We start from the raw sequence: 20,368 nt of genomic DNA on the forward strand, positions 1-20,368 counted from the left end.
CGCCGGGGCCGGCCAGGCCGGCCCGCGGCGCTCAGTCCACCTTGGCGCCCGAGGCCTTGACCACCGGGGCCCAGCCTTCCACTTCGGACTTGATGAACTGGCCGAACTCGGCCGGCGTGGTCTTCACGCCCACGGCGCCCAGCTGCTCGAAGCTGCGCTGCACCTCGGGCTTGTCCAGCGCCTTCACCATGGCGGCGTTGAGCTTGTTGATGACCTCCGGCGGCGTGCCGGCCGGGGCGATCAGGCCGAACCACGACGACACGTCGAAATTGGCGAAGCCGGCTTCCTTCATGGTCGGCACGTCCGGCGCGCTCTTGGAGCGCTCGGTGGTGGTCACCGCCAGCGCGCGCAGCTTGCCCGACTGCACATGCGGCCAGGCCGAGGGCATGTTGTCGAACATGAACTGCACCTGGCCGCCGATCAGGTCGGTGATGGCCGGCGCGCTGCCCTTGTAGGGCACGTGCAGCACGTCGATGCCGGTCTGCATCTTGAACAGCTCGCCCGCCATGTGGATCGAGGTGCCGCTGCCCGACGAGGCGAAGGCCAGCTTGCCGGGGTTCTTCTTGGCGTAGTCGACCAGCTCCTGCACGGTCTTTACCGGCACCTGCGGATTGACCACCAGGATGTTGGGCACCTTCGCGCCCAGCGCCACAGGCGCGAAATCACGGGTCAGGTCGAAGTTGACGTTCTTGTACAGCGTCTGGTTGATGGCGCTGGTCACGGCCACGAACAGCAGCGTGTAGCCGTCCGGCGCCGCGCGCTGCACCTGGTCGGTGGCGATGTTGCTGCCCGCGCCCGGCTTGTTCTCGACCACGAAGGACTGGCCCAGGCTCTCGGTCAGTTCCTTGGCCATGATGCGGGCGATCACGTCGGTGGTGCCGCCGGCGGAAAAGCCGACCACGATGCGGACAGGCTTGTCCGGATAGGCCGCCAGGGCGGCGCCGCTGGCGAACACGCCCGCGGCGGCGGTCAGTAGGGTGGCGGCAAGGCGCCGCAGACCGGGCTTGTGACCTGGAATCATGATGTCTCCGTGCAGGTACTGTCCATCAAGTGGACGATTCGAATTCTTGAATAGGGAATTCTCGGCTATACACGGTCGGCACATCAAGGTAGAGTCCACGCAACGGACAATGGTTTTCCCTTGCCCGGTTTTTGCCAGTTGGTGATAACCCCCAAAGTTTTCAGAGAGTTGCATGCAAGACAGCGATGCCGCGGCCGCAGGCCCACGCACATTGCGGCGCGGATTGGCCGTCCTGGCCGCCCTGCGGGACCAGGGCCCTGACGGCCTCAGCGTGACCGATATCGCCCGCCTGACGGGCATCCAGCGCCCCACCATCTACCGCCTGCTGGCGGCCCTGCTAGACGCCGGCCTGGTGCTGCCGGTGACGGGCACCAAGAAATACCGCGCCCAGCTCGCGGTGGACCCCGATACCCGCTCACGCGATCCGCGCGTGCGCCAGCTGCTGCCGGTGCTGCGACGGCTGGCCGACCGCACCGGCGACGCGGTGTTCCTGGTGGTGCGCGACGAGGACGATTCCATCAGCCTGCATCGCGAGATCGGCAGCTACCCCGTGCAGATCCTCGCCACCTACGCCGGCAAGCGCCAGCCGCTGGGCGTGGGATCGGGCGGCATGGCGCTCCTGGCCGCCCTGCCCGACGAGGTCGCGCGCGGCATCGTCGAGCGCAATTCCGGCCGGCTCGACGAGTACGGCGGCATGACGCCGCAGGAAATGTACCGATTGATCGAGAACACCCGCGCCCGCGGCTATTCGGTGGTGGGCAACCACGCCGTGCGCGGCGCCCTGGGCGTGGGCTGCGCGCTGCTGGACGCGCACGGCGCGCCGCTGCTGGCGGTCAGCGTCACCGCGATCATCGACCGCATGCCGGCGCAGCGCCAGCGCGAGATCGCCGGCTGGATCAAGACCGAGCTGGCGCGGCTGGCGGCGCAGGCCTAGCCGGCGCGGCCCGTTCGATGGCGCCACGGCGCCCTCGAACGCGGTCCGTCGAACGCACGGCCTCGAACCCGATCCTGCCCCGGCAAGCGCGCTAGAACAGCTCGTCCAGCATCTCGAAGAATTCCCGCTTGGCCGGCTCGTCCGTCTCGCCCAGCTCATCCAGGAAGGCGGCGGCCTCGGACAGCGATACTTCCTCGCGCAGGTTGCGGTGGATGAAGGCCACGTCCATCCAGCGGTCCGCCAGGCCGGCCCGGCCCATGTCGATGAAATGCAGCTGTTCGCGCGCGTCCACGAACACATTGCTGTCGCACAGGTCGCCGTGCGAGAACACCAGGTCCTCGCTGGGCAGCGTCGCCCGCAGCCGCTCCAGCAGGTCCTCGGGCGTGGACAGGTCCGGCCAGGGTTCCAGATCGTAGTTCCTGTCGCACAGGTCGTTGGCCAGCAGGTACTCCAGCTCGCGCAGGCGCAAGGCCGCGCCCGCCTCGAACGGACAGCCGGCCGCTGGCACCGCGCGCAGCTGGCGCAGCGCCTCGGCGTACAGCGCGCGCACCGGCCGCCCGGCGTCGACGCGCGCGGTCAGCGGCTCGCCGGGCACGGCGCGGGTGATCATGTAGGCGCCGCCGCCGTTGGCGCCAGCCTGCACCACTTCAGGCACGTTGAGCCGGCCCGACAGCCATTGCAGCACCTGCGCCTCGCGCACCACGCTATAGGTCGTGGGCGCCAGGACGGCGGATGAGATCTTGAGGAAGTACCGGTCGTTGCCGCGCGTGAAGCGGTAGACGTCGCAAGGCGATTCGCCAACCTCGTCGGGCGACAGCCGGGCGTCGCCGATGAAGCGCGTCGCCGCCAGCGGCAGGGTGAAGGACATGCTCGAGCACATGCGAACCTCCCGGCCGCTGCCGGTTTTGCTGCGTATTGGAGAGAATCAGGCGGCGCCGGACTTGGCGGACTGCGCCGGGTTCTGGATCTCGCGCACGGGAATCGGCGCCTGGAAGCCGGCGGCCTCCAGCTTGCTCCGGATCTGCTGGTACAGGCCCCAGCGCAGGTCCCAGTACTTCGAAGCCTCGGCCCAGGCGCGCACGTTGACGATGACGCCATTCTCGCGATACTCGCTGACCTTCACCAGCGGCTCGGGATCCTTGAGCGCGAACTCGTTGGCCGCCACGATTTCCTTGAGCTTGGCCAGCGCCAGTTCCAGGTCGTCGCCATAGCGCACCGGCACCGGGATATCCAGGCGGCGGGTCTTGTTGCGGCTGTAGTTGGTGATGGTGGCGTTCCAGACCACGCTGTTGGGCAGCGTGATGTGAATGCCGTCGACCTGCACCAGGCGCGTCAGGAACAGGCCGACTTCCTCGACCGTGCCTTCGGCGCCGGTGCTCAGGCCGACGAACTCGCCGGTGCGCACCGGACGCAGGATCAGCAGCATGATGCCCGCCGCGATGTTCTGCAGCGTGCCCTGCAAGGCCAGGCCCACGGCCAGGCCGGCGGCGCCGAGCACGGCGATCAGGCTGGCCGTCTGCACCCCGAAGCGCGCCAGCACGGCGATCAGCGTGAAGATGCGCACCGTCCAGACCACGGTGCTGTAGAACATGGGAACGATCGTCGGATCGATCTTGCTGGAACGGGTCGCCATGCGCCGGACCCAGCGGCCCAGCAAGGCCGATACCCACCAGCCGACGACAAGGATGATCAGGGCGATGAGCAGATTCGTGCCCAGGTCCATGAGCTTGGGCGCCCATGCATTGACGGATTTCAAGGCTTCTTCCACGGTATCTCCTGCAAAGTGTGTAACGGCCGCCGGCGGCCCGGCCAGGCCTCGGGGGCGACATCCGGAGCCGGGCATGAGCCCGGCCCGGCCGCCAGCCCATGCGAGCGGCGCGGCGGCGAAAAATGCGACCGAAAACTTTATCAGAAGACCATGGCGCCCAAGGCGCGGGCGCGGGCTTCTTGTGTCAAGCTTTGTAAGGATAGCGGGAAGCCACGACGCCCGGCACGCGCCGGAAATGATTGTCCCAGGACAAGTCCGACGAAGCCGGCAACACCGGCCGCTCCTGCCCGCCGGCATCCGCGCGCAACATGGCCCCCAGGCCGCTGCTGACCAGGAAGCCGCCGGCGCTGGCCGGCGCCACGCCGCAGCCGTCCGCCACGGCGGTGACGCCCAGGCTGCGTCCGCTGGCCGCGTCCCAGTACATGACCTGCCCGCCCACGGGGCTGGACGTGGCCACCACCGCGCCGGCCGCGTCCACCGCGACCGAGCCGATGTAGTTGCGCATCTGGCGCAGGGCATCCCCGGGACCGGGGAACAGTTCCAGCGCCTGGCCGCGCCGATGGCGGCCGACCAGCGCGGGTCGGTCGCCCGCCGGACCCATGTACTGGCAGCCGAACCACACCGCGCCGTCGGCCGCGACGGCCAGGTGCCGGATCGACAGCCGGTGCAGCGCGGGATCCAGTTCCACCCGCTCGAGCAGCTTGCCGCTGGCCGCGTCCAGATAGGCCAGGGACGGGCGCATGGTGTCCAGGTTCAGCTCCAGCTTGCCGTAGTCCGGATGCGTCAGGATGCCGCCGTTGGCCACGCACAGCGTCTTGCCGTCGGGCAGCAGCAGCACCTCGTGCGGCCCGATGCCACCGCAATCGAATTCGCCCACGCGCCGATAGGCGCCGCCGGCCGAGGCGTCGTAGATGCCGAGCACGCCGCGTCCGCCATCGAAATCATTTTCCGTGGCGGCCAGCAGCCGGCCGTCGTCGAAGAACGCGCCATGGCCGAAGAAATGCCGGTTCTCCGGCAGGTCCAGTGCTATGGGCCCGGCCGCGCCGTCCAGGTCGAAACCCAGCGCGAAGAAGCCCGGCTGGCGGCCAAACACCACGGCGCGCCCGCCGGCCGCGTCAATGGCGAAGCTGTGGCCGCGCGCCGGCATCGGCACGACGCGCAGGTCGCGGCCCGACTCGTCCAGCAGCGCGGTCTCGTCGCGGCCGCCGCGCTTGCGCGCGCTCAGGTAGCGCGCGCCGCCTGCCCGTCCGGCATCGGCGGCCAGGACCGCGCCAGGGATGTGTGCCAGCCCCAGCGCCGCGCCCAGCGCCAGGAAGCGGCGGCGGTCAATCGCCATCGAGCGCATTGAAGCCGATGGTCACGCCCAGCGCGGGCGCCAGATCCTGGTCGACCACCGCCTTGGCGTTCTTCAAGGTCAACCCCGCCAGCGTCCATTGGCGGCGCGTCTCGCCGTCGCTGGCCACGTCCTGGTAAGGCGCCGCCGCGTCGCGCATGGTCTGCGCGGCGCGCGACAGTTCGCCACGCACGGCCTCGTCGATCCAGCCTCCGCCCTGCGGCAGCGGATAGGCGCCGGCGCGGTAGAAGGCCAGCATGGCGTCCAGGCTGGACGCCAGCGTGCGGGAGGACAGATTGCTGCGCCAATAGGCGGCGCGCTTGGGCCGGGCGGCCTCGGGCGCGTCGCCCAGCACGGGCAGGATCTTCACGTCGCGCGCGAACTGCAGGCCGGTGGACAGCGCCTTGACGGCCTCGGCCGCCACTTCCTGCGAATTGCGGTACAGGTCGTTGACGGGCCTGGGCGCGGCGAACTGGCGGCCGAAATCGCCTTCGGCGCTCCAGGCCTGCGCCAATTCGCGCGAGATGCCGGACACGTTGGCGGACACCGCCCGGGCATAGCCGCAGGCATAGGCGAAGTCCGCGCCGTCGGCGCGCTTGAGCAGCGCCGGCTCGCCGTACAGCACGTATTCCAGCGCCGGCAGGCCCTGCAGCGCCACGCTGCGCCCGGCCATCGCGCCGGGCTTGATCAGCTCGGGATCCTGCGCGGCGATGGCGGCCTGCACCTGCCTGGGCATCACGCCGCGCGTGTCGGGCCAGAAGGCCAGCCGCTCGTAGCGGTTGGCCTGGACCAGCGGACCGAAGCGCAGGAACTCGATGCCGGACCAGGCCAGGGCCAGCCCGGTGTGCGCGTCGTTCACGCGCGTGGCGCCGGCGGCGTCGGGCCGCGCGCACCAGGCGCCCAGCGCGGCGTCCATCTGTTCGGAGGCCTGCGCCATCCTGGCCATCGCGGGCCGGGCGTAGTCGCGCGCCAGGCGCTCGCCCAGATCGGCGGGCAGCCCGGCCGCGATCGCGACCGGCGCCAGCGAGCAGAGCGTGGCAGCGCACAGGACCCGCGCGAAGGATCGGGGCAATGCCCGAGGCAGCATCCGGAACGCCGCCCCCATCAACGACGCAAGCAGGGGCCGGGACGGCACGGTGCCAGCGCGGCGGCCGGCGGCGGACGGAGGCATCACAGGGACTCCAGGAAACGGATCAGGTCGGCGCGCTCTTCGGGCGTCATCGCCACCACGCGGTCGCGCGCCGGCCTGGCCGCGCCGCCGTGCCACAACACGGCTTCCAGCAGCGTGCGCGCGCGGCCGTCGTGCAGCCAGGTCGCGCCGGGATTGACGGTCTTGGTCAGGCCGATGCCCCATAGCGGCGGCGTGCGCCATTCGCGGCCGTTGGCCAGGCCGTCGCTGACGCCGTCGGCCAGGTCATCGCCCATGTCGTGCACCAGCATGTCGGTGTACGGCCAGATCAGCTGGAAACGGTGCTCGGCCTGCCTGGCATTGCGGCTGGTGACGTACTTGGGCACGTGGCAGGCCACGCAATTGGCCTCGTAGAACAGTTTCTTGCCCGCCAGCACGCGCGCATCGCCGGCGTCGCGCCGCTGCGGCACGGCCAGGTTGGTGGAGTAGACGGTGACGAAGTCCATCAGCTTGGCCGGCACCTCTTCGGGACCAAAGCGCGGCTGCGCGCCATGCGGCATGTCCAGGCAGCGCTGCTGGCCGCGCGTGCAGTCGCCCCAATGGCTGGGGAACATCGGCGTGGACAGGCCCATGTCGTTGGAGAAGGCGGCGGCGCTCTGCTGTTCGACCGTGGGCTGGCCGGCCTTCAGGTTGAAACGGCCCAGCACGGTCTTGCCGCTGCGCACGTCGGTCACCCAGTTGGCCTTGCCGACGATGCCGTCGCGCTTGTCGGCGCCCACATTGGCCAGTATGTCGGCCTCGTGGATGGATTCAAGCAGGCCCAGCCCGATCATGGGCGGCGCCAGGCGCGGCGAGATCTGCGTGTCGGCGCGCATCGGGCCGTAGCCCAGGTTCTCGATGCGGTAGGCGGGCTTCATCAGCGTGGCGGTCTCGCCGCCATTGAGCTGCACGACCATCGGCGTGTAGTCGATCTCCATCCGCCCTTCGGCCGGCAGGCCGGCCACGGCGAAGTTCTGCAGCTGCACGCCATAGACAGGCTCCGGCAGCGAGGCGATCTCGTCCGGCCCCAGCCTCGGATGGCCACGGTCCGGCCCTTCGGGAATGGCCAGGCGCAGCAGCAGCGCCACGGCGTCGGGCCGTTCCAGCGGATCGAAGCCCGGCACGGAGCCGCGCCCGTCCTTGGTGTGACAGGCCTGGCAGGAGCGCGCGTTGAACAGCGGCCCCAGGCCATCGGAGGCCTGCGTGGACGACGGCGCCGACACCCAGTCCTTGCGAAACAGGCCATTGCCGACCTGGAACTCCTGGCGGCGCTCGAAATCCATGTTGGCCGAGGGCTGCGAGAAGATGTCGGCGTTGATCATCTTGCCGGTGGTGGCCGCGCCGGCCTGCATGGTCTCGAAGGTCTCGGCCTTGGAGAAATCGCGGGCGGGCGCGGTGATGGCGGTGACGCGCTTCAGATCCCCGGGCGTGAGGTCGTCGCGCACCGGAGGTTGCGCGGCAGCGCCGGCATGGGCCGACGCCGCCAGTACGGCTGCCAGGACGAGCTTCACTTGAATACGGCGTCGGGCTTGTCCAGGCTGTCGGAGCCTTCGATGGCGATCTTGCCCAGGTCCAGCAGCGCGATCACGCGTTCCAGGCTGCGGGTCTGGTCGATCAGGCGGTCGATGGCGGCCTGCACCACCGCGTTGCCTTCCTTGTTGCCGTCCGCGATCATCTGGTCGTAGGTCTCGACCGTCTCGGCGCGCGTCTTCATGGCCTGCATGGCGGCCACGGTGGCGTCGAGCTTGGCGCGCACCTCGGCGTCGAGCTTGGGGTCCTTGGCCTTGACCAGTTCCGACAGGCTGGCGCCGGACACAGTCTTGCCGTCGATGCGCTTGTACTCGCCCAGGTAGACGTTGCGGATGCCGATCTGGTTGTAGAAGTGCGAGTTGTGGGTGTTGTCCGAGAAGCAGTCATGCTCTTCCTCGGGATCGTGCAGCATCAGGCCGAGCTTCATGCGCTCGCCGGCCAGTTCGCCATAGGACAGGCTGCCCAGACCCGTCAGCATGGCCACCAGGCCCGCCTTGGGATCTTCCTCGACGGCCTTGCGCGCGGCGCCGCCCTGCTTCCAGTGGCCCGCCATTTCTTCCAGGTCGGTCACCAGCAGCTCGGTCACGGCCTTGAGGAAGTCCACGCGGCGCTCGCAGTGGCCGCCGGTGCATTGCTTGGTGTCGAAGTCGGTGTGCGGACGGTTGCCCGAGTGGCGTTCCTGCGGCGTGCCCTGGCGGCCGGCCGGCGCCGGGCCGGTGCCGTTCAGGTCCTGGCCCCACAGCAGGAATTCGATGGCGTGGTAGCCGGTGGCCACGTTGGCCTCGTTGCCGTCGGCTTCGTGCAGCACCTCGGACAGCAGCTTGGGCGTGATCTTGCTGGCGTCGACGGTCTTGCCGCCGACCGAGATCTTGGAATTGGCGATGACGTTGACGGCGTAGTAGGCGTTGTCGTCCTTCTCGGTGCCGTAGGACGCGTCGACGTAGTCGATCAGGCCTTCGTCCAGCGGCCAGGCGTTGACCCGGCCTTCCCAGTCATCGACGATGGCATTGCCGAAGCGATAGGCCTCGGTCTGCTGGTACGGCACGCGCGCCTCCAGCCAGGCCTGGCGCGCCGCCTTCAGCGTGTCCGGGCTGGGCTGGGCGACCAGCGCGTCCACCGCCTTGCGCAAGTTCCTGGCCGAGGCCAGCGCGTCCTCGTAGCCGGCCTGGGCCAGATCCGAGTAATTGGCGACCACGGCCTTGGGTTGCACCGCGGCCAGTGCCGTGCCGCCGTATACGGCGGCGGCCAGCGCCACCCCCAAAAGCAACTTGCGCATACGAATTCTCCCGTGACTCCGGCGGCCCGCCCCCACGGCGGACCAGCCTGGACTCTATTTTGCGGATGAGAGTGTAAACAATTTTCGTTTGTCGTTCAGCGTGAGGTCAGCTAGCTGACATTTATCCGAATAGATGCTGTGCGTTTCCCGTTGACGACGGTGTACGCTCTGAAGAGGTGCACGCCACACTCGGGTTGCCCGGCGGCGGGAACCTTCAACGCAAAAGGAGAACGCCGTGCCTATCCGCAATGATCCGTCCAGGCCACACGAGGCCAGACTCATCAACGAGCCCATCACCACGCCACGGAATATCGTCGAGCTGCTGGCCCAATGGCGCCAGGACGAACCGCTGGGACCGGAAGATCAATTCCCCGAGACAGCCGACCTGCTGCTGCAGCCGGAGTTCGACCCTTTCAGCTCCAACTGGTGCATGGCGCACCGCCTCGGTTCGCGCCCGGCACCGATATAACGCATGTCGGACGCGAACCGCCGCAGCAAGCTGACGGCAACAAGCCGACCCCATCACGCGGGCCGCAGCCAGCGTCGCAACAGCCGAGTGGCCAGCGGAATGCAGGCATACACCATCACCGGCGTCAGCGCGACGCTGGTCAGCAGCGCGCGCCAGAACGTCGGCAAGGCCGCCAGCCGTTCGCCCAGCAGCGCCGAGAACATCAGCAGCAGCGGGAAGTAGGCCAGCCAGATGCTGACCGCCTGCTTCCAGCGCGGCGGCGCGCTTGGCCCCTGGCCGAACCAGCCGTCCATGCCGCGCGCGCGGCGCACCTCGCTGCCGCGCACCAGCGCAGCGCCGCGCTCCAGCCACATGCGGCGCGGCAGCGAGCGTTCCCAGCGATCAAGGCTGGCCTCGCCGTCGAAGCGCAGCACGATCTGGTATTGATCGCCGCCCGCCGGCGGCTGCAGCACGCCGGAACCGAGAAAGCCCGGAAAGCCCGCCGCCAGGATCTCGCCCTGCCGCATCCAGGCCAGGAAATCGCCGTAGCGCTCGGGCTGGATGTGGCGGGTGACGAGCAGGGTGACGGGGGCGGACGAGGCGGAACGCGGCATGAGGGACTCCTGTGCGGCTCGCGGCGACTGGCGAGCCTGGCACTGGAACATCAAGCAAGCGGCGTGCCAGCCGGGCCTCGCGGCAGACCTGGCGGCCCGCATTGAGCCTGCAGGATTGCGCGTCTACACTGTCCCGACCCCCTCCCCCCAACTTGGAGCACGCGTCCCATGAGCACCTACAAGATCGCCGTTTTCGTCGGCAGCCTGCGCGCCGCCTCGATCAATCTGCGCCTGGCCCGCGCGCTGGAAAAACTGGTTCCCCCGGATTTCAAGTTCGACTACGTGAACCTGGACGTGCCGCTCTTCAACCAGGACAACGAGAACAACCTGCCCCCGGGCGTGGCCAAGCTCAAGCAGCAGATCACCGAATCCCAGGGCGTGCTGTTCGTCTCGCCCGAGCACAACCGCTCGGTGCCCGCCGCCATCAAGAACGCCATCGACTGGGGCTCGCGTCCGTGGGGCCACAACTCCTGGGCCGGCAAGGCCGCCGGCGTGCTGGGCACCTCGCCCAGCGCCGCCGGCACCGCGCTCATGCAGCAGCACCTGCGCAACATCCTGGCCGCCGAAGGCGCCAGCACGCTGACCACGCCCGAGGTCTTCCTGCAGTACTCGGACGGCCTGGTGAACGACCAGCACGAGATCACCAACGAAGGCACGCGCAAGTTCCTGCAGGGCTGGATCGACCGCTACGCCGACTGGATCCGCAAGTTCAACAGCTGATCCGCGCCATGGCCGGGCGCGGCTTTGGCCGCGTCCGGCATCTGGCGGATCCGGATGCGCTCCGGTAGGCGAACCCGTGGCTGTGGGCTTATCCCCGCCAACTGTGGAGAAGCTTGAGGACAGCCTTGGGGCAGCCCGGAAAAACCCTGCCGTGCCAAGCACTTGCAAGGGCCGATCAAAAACTGCGCAATCGCTCCGAAACGCCCTGCGCGACCGTGTTATCCACTGTTTTGCCGGCATCCGGACAACCCGTCGCGGCATTCATCCCCATGCGCCGCAATTGTCCCCGCCTTCTGTGGAAAAACATGAGGACAGCATGAGGGTAGATGCGAAATCCTCTTTGCAATCAGTACCCTGCAGGCACTGCTCAAGAAACGCCCAATCCCCGGATATCCCCGCCCTGGTTGTCCCCGCCAAATGTGGACAAGGCTGAGGACAGCTTGCGGGCAGCCTGCAAATCCTCTTTCGCGTCAATGACTTGGAACCCGTGGGCAATAAACGAGCAGCGCCGGTTCGGCGCGCTGCCGTGAACGCGGGTCAGCGCCATCGTTCACGATGCGTGGCCGCTTGTCCCCATCGAATGTGGACAAGCCTCTGAACAGTCTAGTGACAAGCCGAAAATGTTCTTTGACGGCAAGGACTTGCAATCACTGCTCAAGGAATGACCTGTCCACGCCCCGGGAACAGGGCGGGCCGCGGCGAACGCGGCCCCATGCGACGGCCCGGCGCCTGCCCCAGGCGATGCCCGCGGCCGCCCCGGACCAGCCGGCTCGGCGCCGCTATTCGTTGCCTTCCAGGCGCATGCCGATCTTCAGGCCGACCTGCCAGTGCGCCACCTTGCCGTCCTTGATGTGGCCGCGCACTTCGGTGACCTCGAACCAGTCCAGATGGCGCAAGGTTTCGGAGGCCCGCTCGATCGCCTGCTTGATGGCGTCGTCGGTGGACTTGGTGGAGGAACCCACCAGCTCGATCTGCTTGTAGACGTGGTTGGACATTGCGTGTCTCCTGGAAGGAATCAGTCACGAACTGTCGGCCGCCAGCGACTCCGGCGCTTGCGACCGGCAATCCATGCGGACAGGATACGCCCGCCGCGCCCGCCATGGCGCATGTCGTCGCATCCGCGACGCCGGGATCATGCGCCCGATCAACCAACCTCGAACGCGGCGAAGCGCTCCTGCAGGCAGGCGCGCAGGCGCTTGACTGCCGGCGACAGCAGCATGCGGTGCACGCACAGCAGATACAGCGGCGAAGGTTCGCCCTGATGGTCGCCGAACAGCTGCACCAGCCGCCCGGCGCGCAGGTCTTCCAGCACGTCGTAGCGCGATTTGTAGGCCACGCCGCAACCGGCCAGCGCCCAGCGGCGCACCAGTTCACCGTCGTCGCTGACGCGGTCGCCCTTGACCGGCACGGTCTGGGACACGCCGTCACGCTCGAAGGTCCAGCGGTCGTGCAGCGACTCGCCCAGCACGAAGGACAGGCAGTTGTGGCGGCGCAGGTCCACGGGCGTCTGCGGCGTGCCGTGACGCGCCAGATAGGCCGGTGACGCGCACACCACGCGGCGGTTGGATTCAGACAGGGGCAGCGCCACCAGGCTGGAGTCGGCGGGCGTGCCGTAGCGCACCGCGATGTCCACCGGCTGGCGGAACAGGTCGGCCAGCCGGTCGCTGATACGCACCTGGAAGCCGACGCGCGGATGGCGGCGCTGGAATTCGTCCAGCCAGGGCAGCAGCACGTTGCGCCCCAGGTCCGAGGGCACCGAGATCGACAGCGTGCCGCTGATGGCGGTCTTGTCGCGCGCCAGCGCGTTGCGGCCGGCGTCCAGCGTGGCGATGGCCGAGCGAGCGTACTCCAGGTAACGCTCGCCGTCCGCCGTCAGCCGCAGGCTGCGCGTGGAGCGGACGAACAACCGCGTCTCCAGCGTCAGCTCCAGCCGTTTCAGGGCGGCGCTGGCGACCGCCGGCGTCAGGTCCAGCTCGCGCGCGGCGGCCGAGAAGCTGCCGTGGTCGGCCGCGGACACGAAGATCCTCAGGTCTTCGAAGCGGACCATGATGTCCTCATTTTCAAAAAATTATTGAAACTGGTTCCGATGCTAGCCGGTTTTTCCCCGCCCCGCGCCGGGTAATGATGGCCACACCCCGATTCATCAGCGGCGGGCGGCGGGCAAGCCCGCCACCACCGCGGCAAACCCGACACACTCAGGAACTCTCACATGAAAATCGAACTGAACGGCAAGAAGGCGCTCGTCACCGGCTCGTCCGGCGGCATCGGACAGGCCATTGCCCAGGGGCTGGCCGAGGCCGGCGCCGAGGTGGTGCTGCACGGCCGCGACGCCGGCAAGCTGGCGCGCGCCGCGCAGGAGATCGCCGCGCGCGTGCCCGGCGCGCGCCTGGGCACCGTGCAGGCCGACCTGGCCACCGCCGACGGCGCCGCCTCGATCTGCGCCGCGCATCCGGACGTGGACATCCTGGTGAACAACGCCGGCTACTTCGCGCCCAAGTCCTTCACCGAAATCACCGACGACGACTGGCAGTACATGATGGACGTCAACGTCATGAGCGGCGTGCGCCTGTCGCGCTACTACCTGCCGCGCCTGCTGGCGGCCAACTGGGGGCGCATCGTCTTCCTGTCCAGCGAATCGGCGCTGCAGATTCCCGCCGAGATGATCCACTACGGCGTCAGCAAGACGGCGCTGCTGGGCGTGTCGCGCGGACTGGCCGAGCTGACCGCCGGCACCGGCGTGACCGTCAACGCCGTGCTGCCCGGCCCGACGCGCTCGGAAGGCGTGGCGTCCTTCTTCGCCGAGCTGGCGCAGGCGCAGGGCGTGCCGCAGGCGCAGATGGAGCGCGACTTCATCGCCCAGAACCGCCCCAGTTCGTTGCTGCGCCGGCTGGCCACGGTGGAGGAAGTCGCCAACATGGTGGTGTACGCCTGCTCGACCCAGGCTTCGGCCACCAATGGCGCGGCGCTGCGCGTGGACGGCGGCGTGGTCCGCTCGATCGCCTGAGACCGCCCCCCCATCATCCGGAACCCTGACATGAAAGCCATCGCCTATTTCGAGAACCTGCCCGCCGACCATTCCGAGGCGCTGCGCGACATCACGCTGCCCGAGCCCGTGCCGGGCGAGCGCGACCTGCTGGTCGAGGTGCGCGCCATCTCCGTGAACCCCGTGGACGTGAAGATCCGCGCCAACCGCAAGCCCCAGGACGGCCGGCCCGAGGTCATCGGCTGGGACGCGGCCGGCGTGGTGCGCGCCGTGGGATCGCGCGTCAGCCTGTTCAAGCCCGGCGACCGCGTCTGGTACGCCGGCGCGCTGGACCGCCCTGGCGCCAACAGCGAGCTGCACGCGGTCGACGAACGCATCGTCGGCCGCATGCCGGACAGCCTGGACTACGCCCAGGCCGCCGCGCTGCCGCTGACCACCATCACCGCCTGGGAACTGCTGTTCGACCGGCTGCGCGTGCTGGACAACGCCTTGCCCAGCCAGCAGAGCCTGCTGGTGGTGGGCGCGGCCGGCGGCGTGGGCTCCATCCTGGTCCAGCTGGCGCGCCAGCTGACCGGCCTGACCGTGATCGGCACTGCCTCGCGCCCACAGACCCAGGCCTGGGTGCGCGAGCTGGGCGCGCATCACGTCATCGACCACGGCCAGCCGCTGGCCGAGGAACTGCGGCGCATCGGCATCAACGAAGTCAGCCACATCGCCAGCCTGACCCACAGCGACCAACATTTCGCGCAGATCGCCGAGGCCATCGCGCCGCAGGGTCGGATCGCGCTGATCGACGACCCGGCCGCCCTCGACGTGCGCCTGCTCAAGCGCAAGTCGGCCTCGCTGCACTGGGAATTCATGTTCGCCCGGCCACTGCACCAGACGCCCGACATGATCGCCCAGCATGAACTGCTGAACCAGGCCGCGCGCCTGATCGACCAGGGCCGGCTGCGGACCACGCTGGGCGAACACTACGGCACGATCAACGCCGCCAACCTGCGGCGCGCGCACGCCTTCATCGAAAGCGGGCGGGCACAGGGCAAGGTGGTGCTGGAAGGCTTTTGACGGCCGGGGGGCGGCGCCGGGCGGCCGCCAGCGGATTTCTTGCGGCGGGCATCTCGTATTACTGCGCGGAAACGGTTAAAACCGCGTTTGCGCGATGCCCGACGGCAGCCGCGCGCTCTCCGGAGAACTCCCCTGCTCGCCCACATGCTCGACCAGGCCCAGGAGCCCAGCCTCTGGGCCATGGTCGCCTTGACCCTACTGTTGCTTCGTTTCGTCCCGCTGCAAGGCTGGCTGGCCGTGCTCGTGGCCGGCATCACGTCGGGCCTGATCCTGGACACCATCCAGTTCCGGGTCGGTCCCCCGCGCCTGTGGGACGCGCTGGTCTGCGGCTCGGTGCTGGCGGCGCTGCTGGTCGCCGCGCTGCTCGAATCCCTGTACGCGCTGTTCAGGCGATACCGTGACGGCAAGACCCGGCCCTGAACGCCAGGCGGCGCTCCGGCCGCTGCATGGCCTGGCGTTACATCCGGTTTAGCCTGCTGCACGCATCTTCACACTCCCTATTCAAATCCCTCCAGACTGACGGCTGCCGCGCGGCCAGAATCCCATCCATCGCGGCCCCAGGCTTGAGGATGGCCGCAAGCACGGAGATCGGCCCATGGAGACTGCAAGCGCGGCGCCCGCGGCCCGGCTGGACCTGCTGGACGCGCTGCGCGGCTTCGCGCTGCTGGGCGTATTGCTGGCCAATCTGCGCGATTTTTCCCTGCATCAGTTCCTGCTGGATACCTCCGCGATCCAGGACGGCGTCGCGCAGCAGCTGATGGCCGCGCTGCTGGACGCCAAGGCCGCAACCCTGTTCTCGCTGTTGTTCGGCGTCGGTTTCGCCATGCAGATGCGCGCGCGCGAAGACGCGGCCCCGCGCTACCGCCGCCGGCTGCTGTTGCTGCTACTGATCGGCCTGGCGCATGCCTGGCTGCTGTGGTGGGGCGACATCCTGCGCTACTACGCGCTGCTGGGGCTGCTGCTATTGCCGATGGCGCGCTGGAGCCCGCGCCGGCTGGCGCTGGCCGGCATCGCCGTCGCCCTGTTCGCCGCGCCGCTGCTGGCGCCGTTTGCGAAAGCCTGGCTGCCCGCCGTGACGCCGCATGCGCGGGCGGCGGCCGAGGCGCTGGCAGCCTTCTCCAGTCCCGATCCCGGCCGCGCCTGGGCCGCCAATCTGGATTACGACCTGCGCATGCGCCTGGCCAACTGGAGCCTCGCCGGCTTCGTGCTGGGCCGCCTGATGGTGGGCGCGGCGCTGGGCGCCACCACGCTGTTCAGCCATCCGCATGAGCGGCGGCGCGCCTGGCTCGGCATCCTGGCCGCCGGACTGGCCGTCGGCATGCCCGCCACCGCCTTCGCGCTGCTGCGCGACCAGCAGATCCTGTTCAACGACGGCTGGTGGGCCGGCGCCGACGCTCGCGCCGCGGCCCGCGTGATCCGGGCCGCGGCCTCGCTCTCGCTCGGGCTGGCCTATATGGCGGCCTTCGCGCTGCTGTTCCAGCATGGCCTGCCGCGCAAGCTGCTGATGGTGTTCGCGCCCGCCGGGCGCATGGCGCTCAGCAACTATCTGGCGCAAAGCCTGATCGGCGTCGCGCTGTACTACGGCGCCGGGGCCGGCCTCGGTCCCGCCCGCGAGCTGTCGCCCGTCCTGCTGCTGGGCCTGGCGCTGTTCGCCGTCCAGTCGGCGGGCAGCGCCTGGTGGCTGCGGCGCTTTCACTACGGACCTTGCGAATGGCTGTGGCGCAGCGCCACCTGCGGCAGCTGGCAAACGCTGCGTCGCCGGGCGACCGCCGTCAACGCGCCGCAGCGGCGCATGGAGAACGCATGATGATGAAATCCACCGCCATCGCCTGCCTCGCGGCCTGGACGGTCCTGGGCGCCGGCTGCGCCGATGGCACCGCCATCGCCACCGGCAACCGTCATCCTCCCGCGCTGGCCGCGAACGTCACGCTGTATTCGGCGCCGCCGGGGCGCAACTACGAGGTCGTGGGACTGGTCCGGGCCGAGAGCGACGCCGGCCTGACAGCGCAAAGCTCGATGGAATACGCGATCGAGGAACTGAAGAAACAGGCCGCCAGCCTGGGCGCCAACGGCGTGCTGCTGACCGGCAGCGGCGTGCGCGCGGTCGGCATGAACACCACCTACAACCGGCAATCGCACACCGCGTCCAGTTCGGTGGAGGAAGTGCAGCATCTGGAAGGCCAGGCCATCGTGGTCCGCTAGCGCGACGGCCTGCGCGACTCGCCCAGAGTCCGGTCTGGCCCCGCTCGGACAGGCCGCTACTGCCGCAGGCGGACCTCAGCCGCGCGCGTCGCGCCGGGCGCGCGCCTGGGGATCGTTGATCTCGGTCTCCAGCTCGGCGATCAGCCAGGAAAACCAGCCGTTCTCACTGCGGGCATAGACCACCGCCGCCGGCGTCTTGCCGGCGCGCCAGTCCGGCTGGTGCGCGTCCATCCAGGCGGACAGGCTCCTGTGCGGCGCCAGCAGGCCGGACAGCCAGGACCAGGCGTAGTCCGCCGCGCTGCGGCGCAAACCCTTGGCGCAGGCGTAGATGGTGGGCTCCAGCGGCAGGCTGCCCGAACGCGCGAGCCGCTCCTGCACCCGGCGCAAGATTTCCGCCGTTGCCTGCAATTGTTCGGTGCTGAGCTTTTTCACTTGGAGACTCCCTGGCTTGATGTCGGCGGATTATCGCCTGATCGCGCCGGGCTTTCCAAGCTGGAAATCCATGCGCAGCGAAGCGCTGTGGCGCTCGCCCGGCGCCAGCACTCGCATGCCGGTGCGCGCGTCGCCCGCCGCCGCCAGGTTGAAGGCGTCGGCGACGTTGCTGACCGGCTCCACGCACAGGAAATCGGCGCCGGGCGCGGTGTACACCACCAGATGCGCGAAGGCCGGATCGGCGCGCAGGGCCAGCTCGCGCCCGTCGTCCCAGTGCAGCGTGGCGCGCCCTTCCCATTGCGACAGATAGGTATCGCAGCCCTCGGCCGACTGGCGCAGCTCGCGCACATGCGTGACCTTGCTGCCCGTGGGCAGGCCGCGCTCATCGGCCGGCCACAGCCGGCGCGCGTGCAGCGCCACTCGCCTTGCGGTGAAGTACGGATGGATGCCGAAGCCGAAGGGCATGGGCGTGTCGCCGCCATTGCGCATGATCAGTGTCAGGCTCAAGCCGCCGGCATCCAGCCGATAGCGCTGCACGCACTCGAACGGCCAGGCCCAGCCCATCGTCCCGGCCGGCGCGTCCAGCACCAGGTCGACCGAGTCGGCCTCCAGCGCCCGCACCTGCCACGGCAGGTACAGGCCGCTGCCGTGGATGGCCTCGGACCGCCCCGCCAGCGAGCGCAGCCGATGGCGCGCGCCGTCGAAGGTGAAGACGCCATCGCGGATGCGGTTGGAATACGGCGCCAGCGGATACGAGCCGGCGCGCGGCCATTTGGCCGCCGGCCAGTCCGTCTCGGTCAGCGGCACGATCCAGTCCAATCCGCCCGTGGACAGGCCGGTCAGGCGTCCGCCCGCCGCGGGCGCGAATTCGGCCGTGTGGCCGGCACAGGTAATGCGCACGCGCTCACTGGCATCCAGTTGGGTGTCGTCGTTGGGGAAATCCGACATGGAAGGCTCCGGCGGCTGGTCTGTGCCGCCCAGGCAGTGATTGTGCCCAGGGCACGCGACGGGGATCAAGTCCGGCGCGAAACCGTCTCTTTGTCCTATTGCCCGGCCCGATACAATCACGGGCATGAATTCCGCAACACAGACCACCGCCGCCGACGCCCTCGTGGGCCACACTCCCATGATGCAGCAATACCTGCGCCTCAAGAACGAGGCCGGGCCGCTGCTGCTGTTCTACCGCATGGGCGACTTCTATGAAATGTTCTACGAAGACGCCGAGCGCGGCGCGCGGCTGCTGAACCTGACGCTGACCAAGCGCGGCTCGTCCAACGGCACGCCGATACCCATGGCCGGCATCCCGGTGCACGCCATGGAACAGTACCTGGCGCGGCTGGTGGCGCTGGGCGAGTCGATCGCCATCTGCGAACAGATCGGCGACCCGGCCACGTCCAAGGGACCGGTCGAGCGCCGCATCGTGCGCATCGTCACGCCCGGCACGCTGACCGACGATGCGCTGCTGCCGGCCAAGGCCGACCGCGCGCTGGCCTCGATCTTCATCGGCGGCAACGCGCGCGCGCCGCGCGCCGGCCTGGCCTGGCTGAACCTGGCCAGCGGCGACTTCCGCGTCACCGAATGCGCGCCGGCCCAGCTGGAATCCGAGCTGCACCGCGTCGCGCCGGCCGAGATCATCTGCGCCGAAAGCGCCGAGCTGCCCTTCTCGTTCGATGGCGCCCGCGCCCGCGTGCCCGACTGGCACTTCGAGGGCGACAGCGCGCGCGCCCACCTGCTGGCGCATTTCAAGACCGACACGCTGGCCGGCTTCGATGTCGAGGACATGCCGGCCGGCGTCTGCGCCGCCGGCGCGCTGCTGCGTTACGCAGCGCGCACCCAGTCGCAGGCGCTGGCGCACGTGCAGAGCCTGTCGGCCGAGCGCCCCGGCCAGTACGTGCTGCTGGACCCGGTCACGCGCCGCAACCTGGAACTGACCCAGACCCTGTCGGGCGAGGACGCGCCCACGCTGTTCTCGCTGCTGGACGCCTGCCGCACGCCCATGGGCAGCCGGCTGCTGCGGCGCTGGCTGCATCACCCGCTGCGCGAGAACGCGCCGGCGCTGGCGCGCCAGCACGCCATCTCGGCGCTGCTGGCCGGCCGCATGGACGTGGAACAGACCTTCGGCGCCGCCGGCCTGCTGGAAACGCTGCGCGCCACGCTCAACGCCTTTCCCGACATCGAGCGCATCGCCGCGCGGCTGGCGCTGCGCTCGGTGCGCCCGCGCGAGCTGGCCAGCCTGCGCGACGCGCTGCACGCGCTGCCGGCGCTGCGCGAGCTGGTCGCCCCCATGTCGTCCTCGCCGCGCCTGGGCGAGCTGCTGGCGCAGCTGTCGGTCGACCCCGACCTGGCCGGCCTGCTGACCCGCGCCATCGCGCCCGAGCCGGCCGTGGCCATCCGCGACGGCGGCGTGCTGGCGGCGGGCTTCGATGCCGAACTGGACGAGCTGCGCGGCCTGGCCGCCGACGGCGGCGATTTCCTGCTGCAACTGGAAGCACGCGAGCGCGAGCGCACCGGCATCAGCAACCTGCGCGTGGAATTCAACCGCGTCCACGGCTTCTATATCGAAGTGACCAAGGGCCAGACCGCCAAGGTGCCCGAGGACTACCGCCGCCGCCAGACGCTGAAGAACGCCGAGCGCTACATCACTCCCGAACTCAAGACCTGGGAAGACAAGGTGCTGTCGGCGCAGGACCGCTCGCTGGCGCGCGAGAAATGGCTGTTCGAGCAGCTGCTGGACGTGCTGGCCGAACACGTGCGCCCGCTGTCCGACTGCGCCGCGGCGCTGGCCGAGCTGGACACGCTGGCCGCGCTGGCCGAGCACGCGCGCCGCCACGACTGGGTGGCGCCCGAGCTGTCCGAGCAGGCCGACATCGACAT

General features: G+C 69.5%; 22 protein-coding genes. 9 read left to right on the forward strand and 13 right to left on the reverse strand.

Translation table 11 applies throughout. The annotated features are described in order from the left end of the window. Nucleotides 1–31 precede the first annotated feature (31 nt). A complete protein-coding gene (locus KDH83_RS08115; RefSeq protein WP_212314244.1) occupies nt 32–1,021 on the reverse strand; it encodes a tripartite tricarboxylate transporter substrate binding protein in 990 nt (329 codons plus the stop codon). Between the two features lie 172 nt (nt 1,022–1,193). Between KDH83_RS08115 and KDH83_RS08120 the strand changes: the two genes are divergently transcribed. After that, nucleotides 1,194–1,955, forward strand: coding sequence for an IclR family transcriptional regulator C-terminal domain-containing protein (locus KDH83_RS08120; RefSeq protein ID WP_103275514.1), 762 nt, complete (start codon nt 1,194–1,196; stop codon nt 1,953–1,955). Nucleotides 1,956–2,046: 91 nt separating this feature from the next. Here KDH83_RS08120 and KDH83_RS08125 read toward each other — a convergent pair whose 3' ends face one another. From KDH83_RS08125 to KDH83_RS08150, 6 genes are all read right to left on the reverse strand, one after another. After that, entirely contained in the window at nt 2,047–2,823 is a 777-nt protein-coding gene (locus tag KDH83_RS08125; protein WP_212314246.1) for an APH(3') family aminoglycoside O-phosphotransferase, read from the reverse strand. 57 nt (nt 2,824–2,880) lie between these two features. Next, nucleotides 2,881–3,723: a mechanosensitive ion channel domain-containing protein gene (locus KDH83_RS08130; protein ID WP_212314260.1), complete on the reverse strand. Its 843-nt coding sequence runs from the start codon at nt 3,721–3,723 to the stop codon at nt 2,881–2,883. A 184-nt stretch (nt 3,724–3,907) separates the two neighbouring features. Next, nucleotides 3,908–5,059, reverse strand: a complete 1,152-nt coding sequence (locus KDH83_RS08135; protein WP_212314262.1) for a DUF1513 domain-containing protein — start codon at nt 5,057–5,059, stop codon at nt 3,908–3,910. After that, nucleotides 5,049–6,143: an imelysin family protein gene (locus KDH83_RS08140; RefSeq protein WP_212314298.1), complete on the reverse strand. Its 1,095-nt coding sequence runs from the start codon at nt 6,141–6,143 to the stop codon at nt 5,049–5,051. The genes KDH83_RS08135 and KDH83_RS08140 overlap by 11 nt, the downstream gene beginning before the upstream one ends. Nucleotides 6,144–6,226: 83 nt before the next feature. Then, nucleotides 6,227–7,735 carry a di-heme oxidoredictase family protein gene (locus KDH83_RS08145; RefSeq protein ID WP_212314264.1) on the reverse strand — a complete coding sequence of 503 codons (1,509 nt, stop codon included), beginning with the start codon at nt 7,733–7,735 and terminating at the stop codon, nt 6,227–6,229. Beyond that, nucleotides 7,732–9,030 carry an imelysin family protein gene (locus KDH83_RS08150; RefSeq protein ID WP_212314266.1) on the reverse strand — a complete coding sequence of 433 codons (1,299 nt, stop codon included), beginning with the start codon at nt 9,028–9,030 and terminating at the stop codon, nt 7,732–7,734. The genes KDH83_RS08145 and KDH83_RS08150 overlap by 4 nt, the downstream gene beginning before the upstream one ends. A 235-nt stretch (nt 9,031–9,265) precedes the next feature. On the opposite strand from KDH83_RS08150, the gene KDH83_RS08155 reads away from it, so the two are divergent. Then, nucleotides 9,266–9,499 (forward strand): hypothetical protein, encoded by a 234-nt coding sequence (locus KDH83_RS08155; protein WP_212314268.1) that lies wholly within the window; start codon nt 9,266–9,268, stop codon nt 9,497–9,499. A 53-nt stretch (nt 9,500–9,552) separates the two neighbouring features. Here KDH83_RS08155 and KDH83_RS08160 read toward each other — a convergent pair whose 3' ends face one another. Further along, the gene (locus KDH83_RS08160; RefSeq protein ID WP_212314270.1) at nt 9,553–10,092 is read right to left on the reverse strand and encodes an antibiotic biosynthesis monooxygenase; all 540 of its coding nucleotides are present in this window, start codon (nt 10,090–10,092) and stop codon (nt 9,553–9,555) included. Nucleotides 10,093–10,260: 168 nt separating this feature from the next. Between KDH83_RS08160 and KDH83_RS08165 the strand changes: the two genes are divergently transcribed. After that, nucleotides 10,261–10,812, forward strand: a complete 552-nt coding sequence (locus tag KDH83_RS08165) for an NAD(P)H-dependent oxidoreductase (RefSeq protein WP_212314272.1) — start codon at nt 10,261–10,263, stop codon at nt 10,810–10,812. 367 nt (nt 10,813–11,179) lie between these two features. Here the strand turns inward: KDH83_RS08165 and KDH83_RS08170 are convergent, their stop codons facing one another. The 3 genes from KDH83_RS08170 to KDH83_RS08180 form a co-directional block, all read right to left on the reverse strand. Further along, on the reverse strand, nt 11,180–11,359 hold the full coding sequence (locus KDH83_RS08170; protein WP_212314274.1) for a hypothetical protein: 180 nt from the start codon (nt 11,357–11,359) through the stop codon (nt 11,180–11,182). A 232-nt stretch (nt 11,360–11,591) separates the two neighbouring features. After that, the gene (locus tag KDH83_RS08175; RefSeq protein ID WP_103275523.1) at nt 11,592–11,807 is read right to left on the reverse strand and encodes a dodecin; all 216 of its coding nucleotides are present in this window, start codon (nt 11,805–11,807) and stop codon (nt 11,592–11,594) included. 149 nt (nt 11,808–11,956) lie between these two features. Beyond that, entirely contained in the window at nt 11,957–12,859 is a 903-nt protein-coding gene (locus KDH83_RS08180) for a LysR family transcriptional regulator (RefSeq protein ID WP_212314276.1), read from the reverse strand. Nucleotides 12,860–13,021: 162 nt separating this feature from the next. Between KDH83_RS08180 and KDH83_RS08185 the strand changes: the two genes are divergently transcribed. From KDH83_RS08185 to KDH83_RS08205, 5 genes are all read left to right on the forward strand, one after another. Continuing rightward, on the forward strand, nt 13,022–13,816 hold the full coding sequence (locus KDH83_RS08185) for an SDR family oxidoreductase (RefSeq protein WP_212314278.1): 795 nt from the start codon (nt 13,022–13,024) through the stop codon (nt 13,814–13,816). A gap of 30 nt (nt 13,817–13,846) precedes the next feature. Continuing rightward, nucleotides 13,847–14,860: a zinc-binding alcohol dehydrogenase family protein gene (locus KDH83_RS08190; protein WP_212314280.1), complete on the forward strand. Its 1,014-nt coding sequence runs from the start codon at nt 13,847–13,849 to the stop codon at nt 14,858–14,860. A 144-nt stretch (nt 14,861–15,004) separates the two neighbouring features. Then, the gene (locus KDH83_RS08195) at nt 15,005–15,280 is read left to right on the forward strand and encodes a hypothetical protein (RefSeq protein WP_249204933.1); all 276 of its coding nucleotides are present in this window, start codon (nt 15,005–15,007) and stop codon (nt 15,278–15,280) included. Nucleotides 15,281–15,455: 175 nt separating this feature from the next. Further along, entirely contained in the window at nt 15,456–16,667 is a 1,212-nt protein-coding gene (locus tag KDH83_RS08200) for a DUF418 domain-containing protein (RefSeq protein WP_212314282.1), read from the forward strand. Beyond that, nucleotides 16,664–17,062, forward strand: coding sequence for a hypothetical protein (locus KDH83_RS08205; RefSeq protein ID WP_212314283.1), 399 nt, complete (start codon nt 16,664–16,666; stop codon nt 17,060–17,062). Before KDH83_RS08200 ends, KDH83_RS08205 begins: the two co-directional genes overlap by 4 nt. Before the next feature lie 75 nt (nt 17,063–17,137). Here KDH83_RS08205 and KDH83_RS08210 read toward each other — a convergent pair whose 3' ends face one another. Then, nucleotides 17,138–17,494 (reverse strand): hypothetical protein, encoded by a 357-nt coding sequence (locus KDH83_RS08210; RefSeq protein ID WP_212314285.1) that lies wholly within the window; start codon nt 17,492–17,494, stop codon nt 17,138–17,140. Nucleotides 17,495–17,524: 30 nt separating this feature from the next. Further along, entirely contained in the window at nt 17,525–18,442 is a 918-nt protein-coding gene (locus KDH83_RS08215; protein WP_212314287.1) for an aldose 1-epimerase, read from the reverse strand. Between the two features lie 124 nt (nt 18,443–18,566). Between KDH83_RS08215 and mutS the strand changes: the two genes are divergently transcribed. Further along, nucleotides 18,567–20,368, forward strand: a 1,802-nt coding sequence (gene mutS / locus KDH83_RS08220) for a DNA mismatch repair protein MutS (protein WP_249204934.1), incomplete at its 3' end; no start/stop codon positions are given.

It is taken from the genome of Achromobacter sp. Marseille-Q0513, assembly GCF_018195695.1.
Classification (GTDB): domain Bacteria; phylum Pseudomonadota; class Gammaproteobacteria; order Burkholderiales; family Burkholderiaceae_B; genus Achromobacter.

Bases quoted from the DNA above. Each gene is read 5' to 3' on its own strand.
- KDH83_RS08115 (WP_212314244.1), bottom strand. From the start codon at position 1,021: ATGATTCCAGGTCACAAGCCCGGTCTGCGGCGCCTTGCCGCCACCCTA.
- KDH83_RS08120 (WP_103275514.1), top strand. From the start codon at position 1,194: ATGCAAGACAGCGATGCCGCGGCCGCAGGCCCACGCACATTGCGGCGC.
- KDH83_RS08125 (WP_212314246.1), bottom strand. From the start codon at position 2,823: ATGTCCTTCACCCTGCCGCTGGCGGCGACGCGCTTCATCGGCGACGCC.
- KDH83_RS08135 (WP_212314262.1), bottom strand. From the start codon at position 5,059: ATGGCGATTGACCGCCGCCGCTTCCTGGCGCTGGGCGCGGCGCTGGGG.
- KDH83_RS08140 (WP_212314298.1), bottom strand. From the start codon at position 6,143: ATGCTGCCTCGGGCATTGCCCCGATCCTTCGCGCGGGTCCTGTGCGCT.
- KDH83_RS08150 (WP_212314266.1), bottom strand. From the start codon at position 9,030: ATGCGCAAGTTGCTTTTGGGGGTGGCGCTGGCCGCCGCCGTATACGGC.
- KDH83_RS08160 (WP_212314270.1), bottom strand. From the start codon at position 10,092: ATGCCGCGTTCCGCCTCGTCCGCCCCCGTCACCCTGCTCGTCACCCGC.
- KDH83_RS08165 (WP_212314272.1), top strand. From the start codon at position 10,261: ATGAGCACCTACAAGATCGCCGTTTTCGTCGGCAGCCTGCGCGCCGCC.
- KDH83_RS08170 (WP_212314274.1), bottom strand. From the start codon at position 11,359: ATGGCGCTGACCCGCGTTCACGGCAGCGCGCCGAACCGGCGCTGCTCG.
- KDH83_RS08175 (WP_103275523.1), bottom strand. From the start codon at position 11,807: ATGTCCAACCACGTCTACAAGCAGATCGAGCTGGTGGGTTCCTCCACC.
- KDH83_RS08180 (WP_212314276.1), bottom strand. From the start codon at position 12,859: ATGGTCCGCTTCGAAGACCTGAGGATCTTCGTGTCCGCGGCCGACCAC.
- KDH83_RS08185 (WP_212314278.1), top strand. From the start codon at position 13,022: ATGAAAATCGAACTGAACGGCAAGAAGGCGCTCGTCACCGGCTCGTCC.
- KDH83_RS08190 (WP_212314280.1), top strand. From the start codon at position 13,847: ATGAAAGCCATCGCCTATTTCGAGAACCTGCCCGCCGACCATTCCGAG.
- KDH83_RS08195 (WP_249204933.1), top strand. From the start codon at position 15,005: ATGCTCGACCAGGCCCAGGAGCCCAGCCTCTGGGCCATGGTCGCCTTG.
- KDH83_RS08200 (WP_212314282.1), top strand. From the start codon at position 15,456: ATGGAGACTGCAAGCGCGGCGCCCGCGGCCCGGCTGGACCTGCTGGAC.
- KDH83_RS08205 (WP_212314283.1), top strand. From the start codon at position 16,664: ATGATGATGAAATCCACCGCCATCGCCTGCCTCGCGGCCTGGACGGTC.
- KDH83_RS08215 (WP_212314287.1), bottom strand. From the start codon at position 18,442: ATGTCGGATTTCCCCAACGACGACACCCAACTGGATGCCAGTGAGCGC.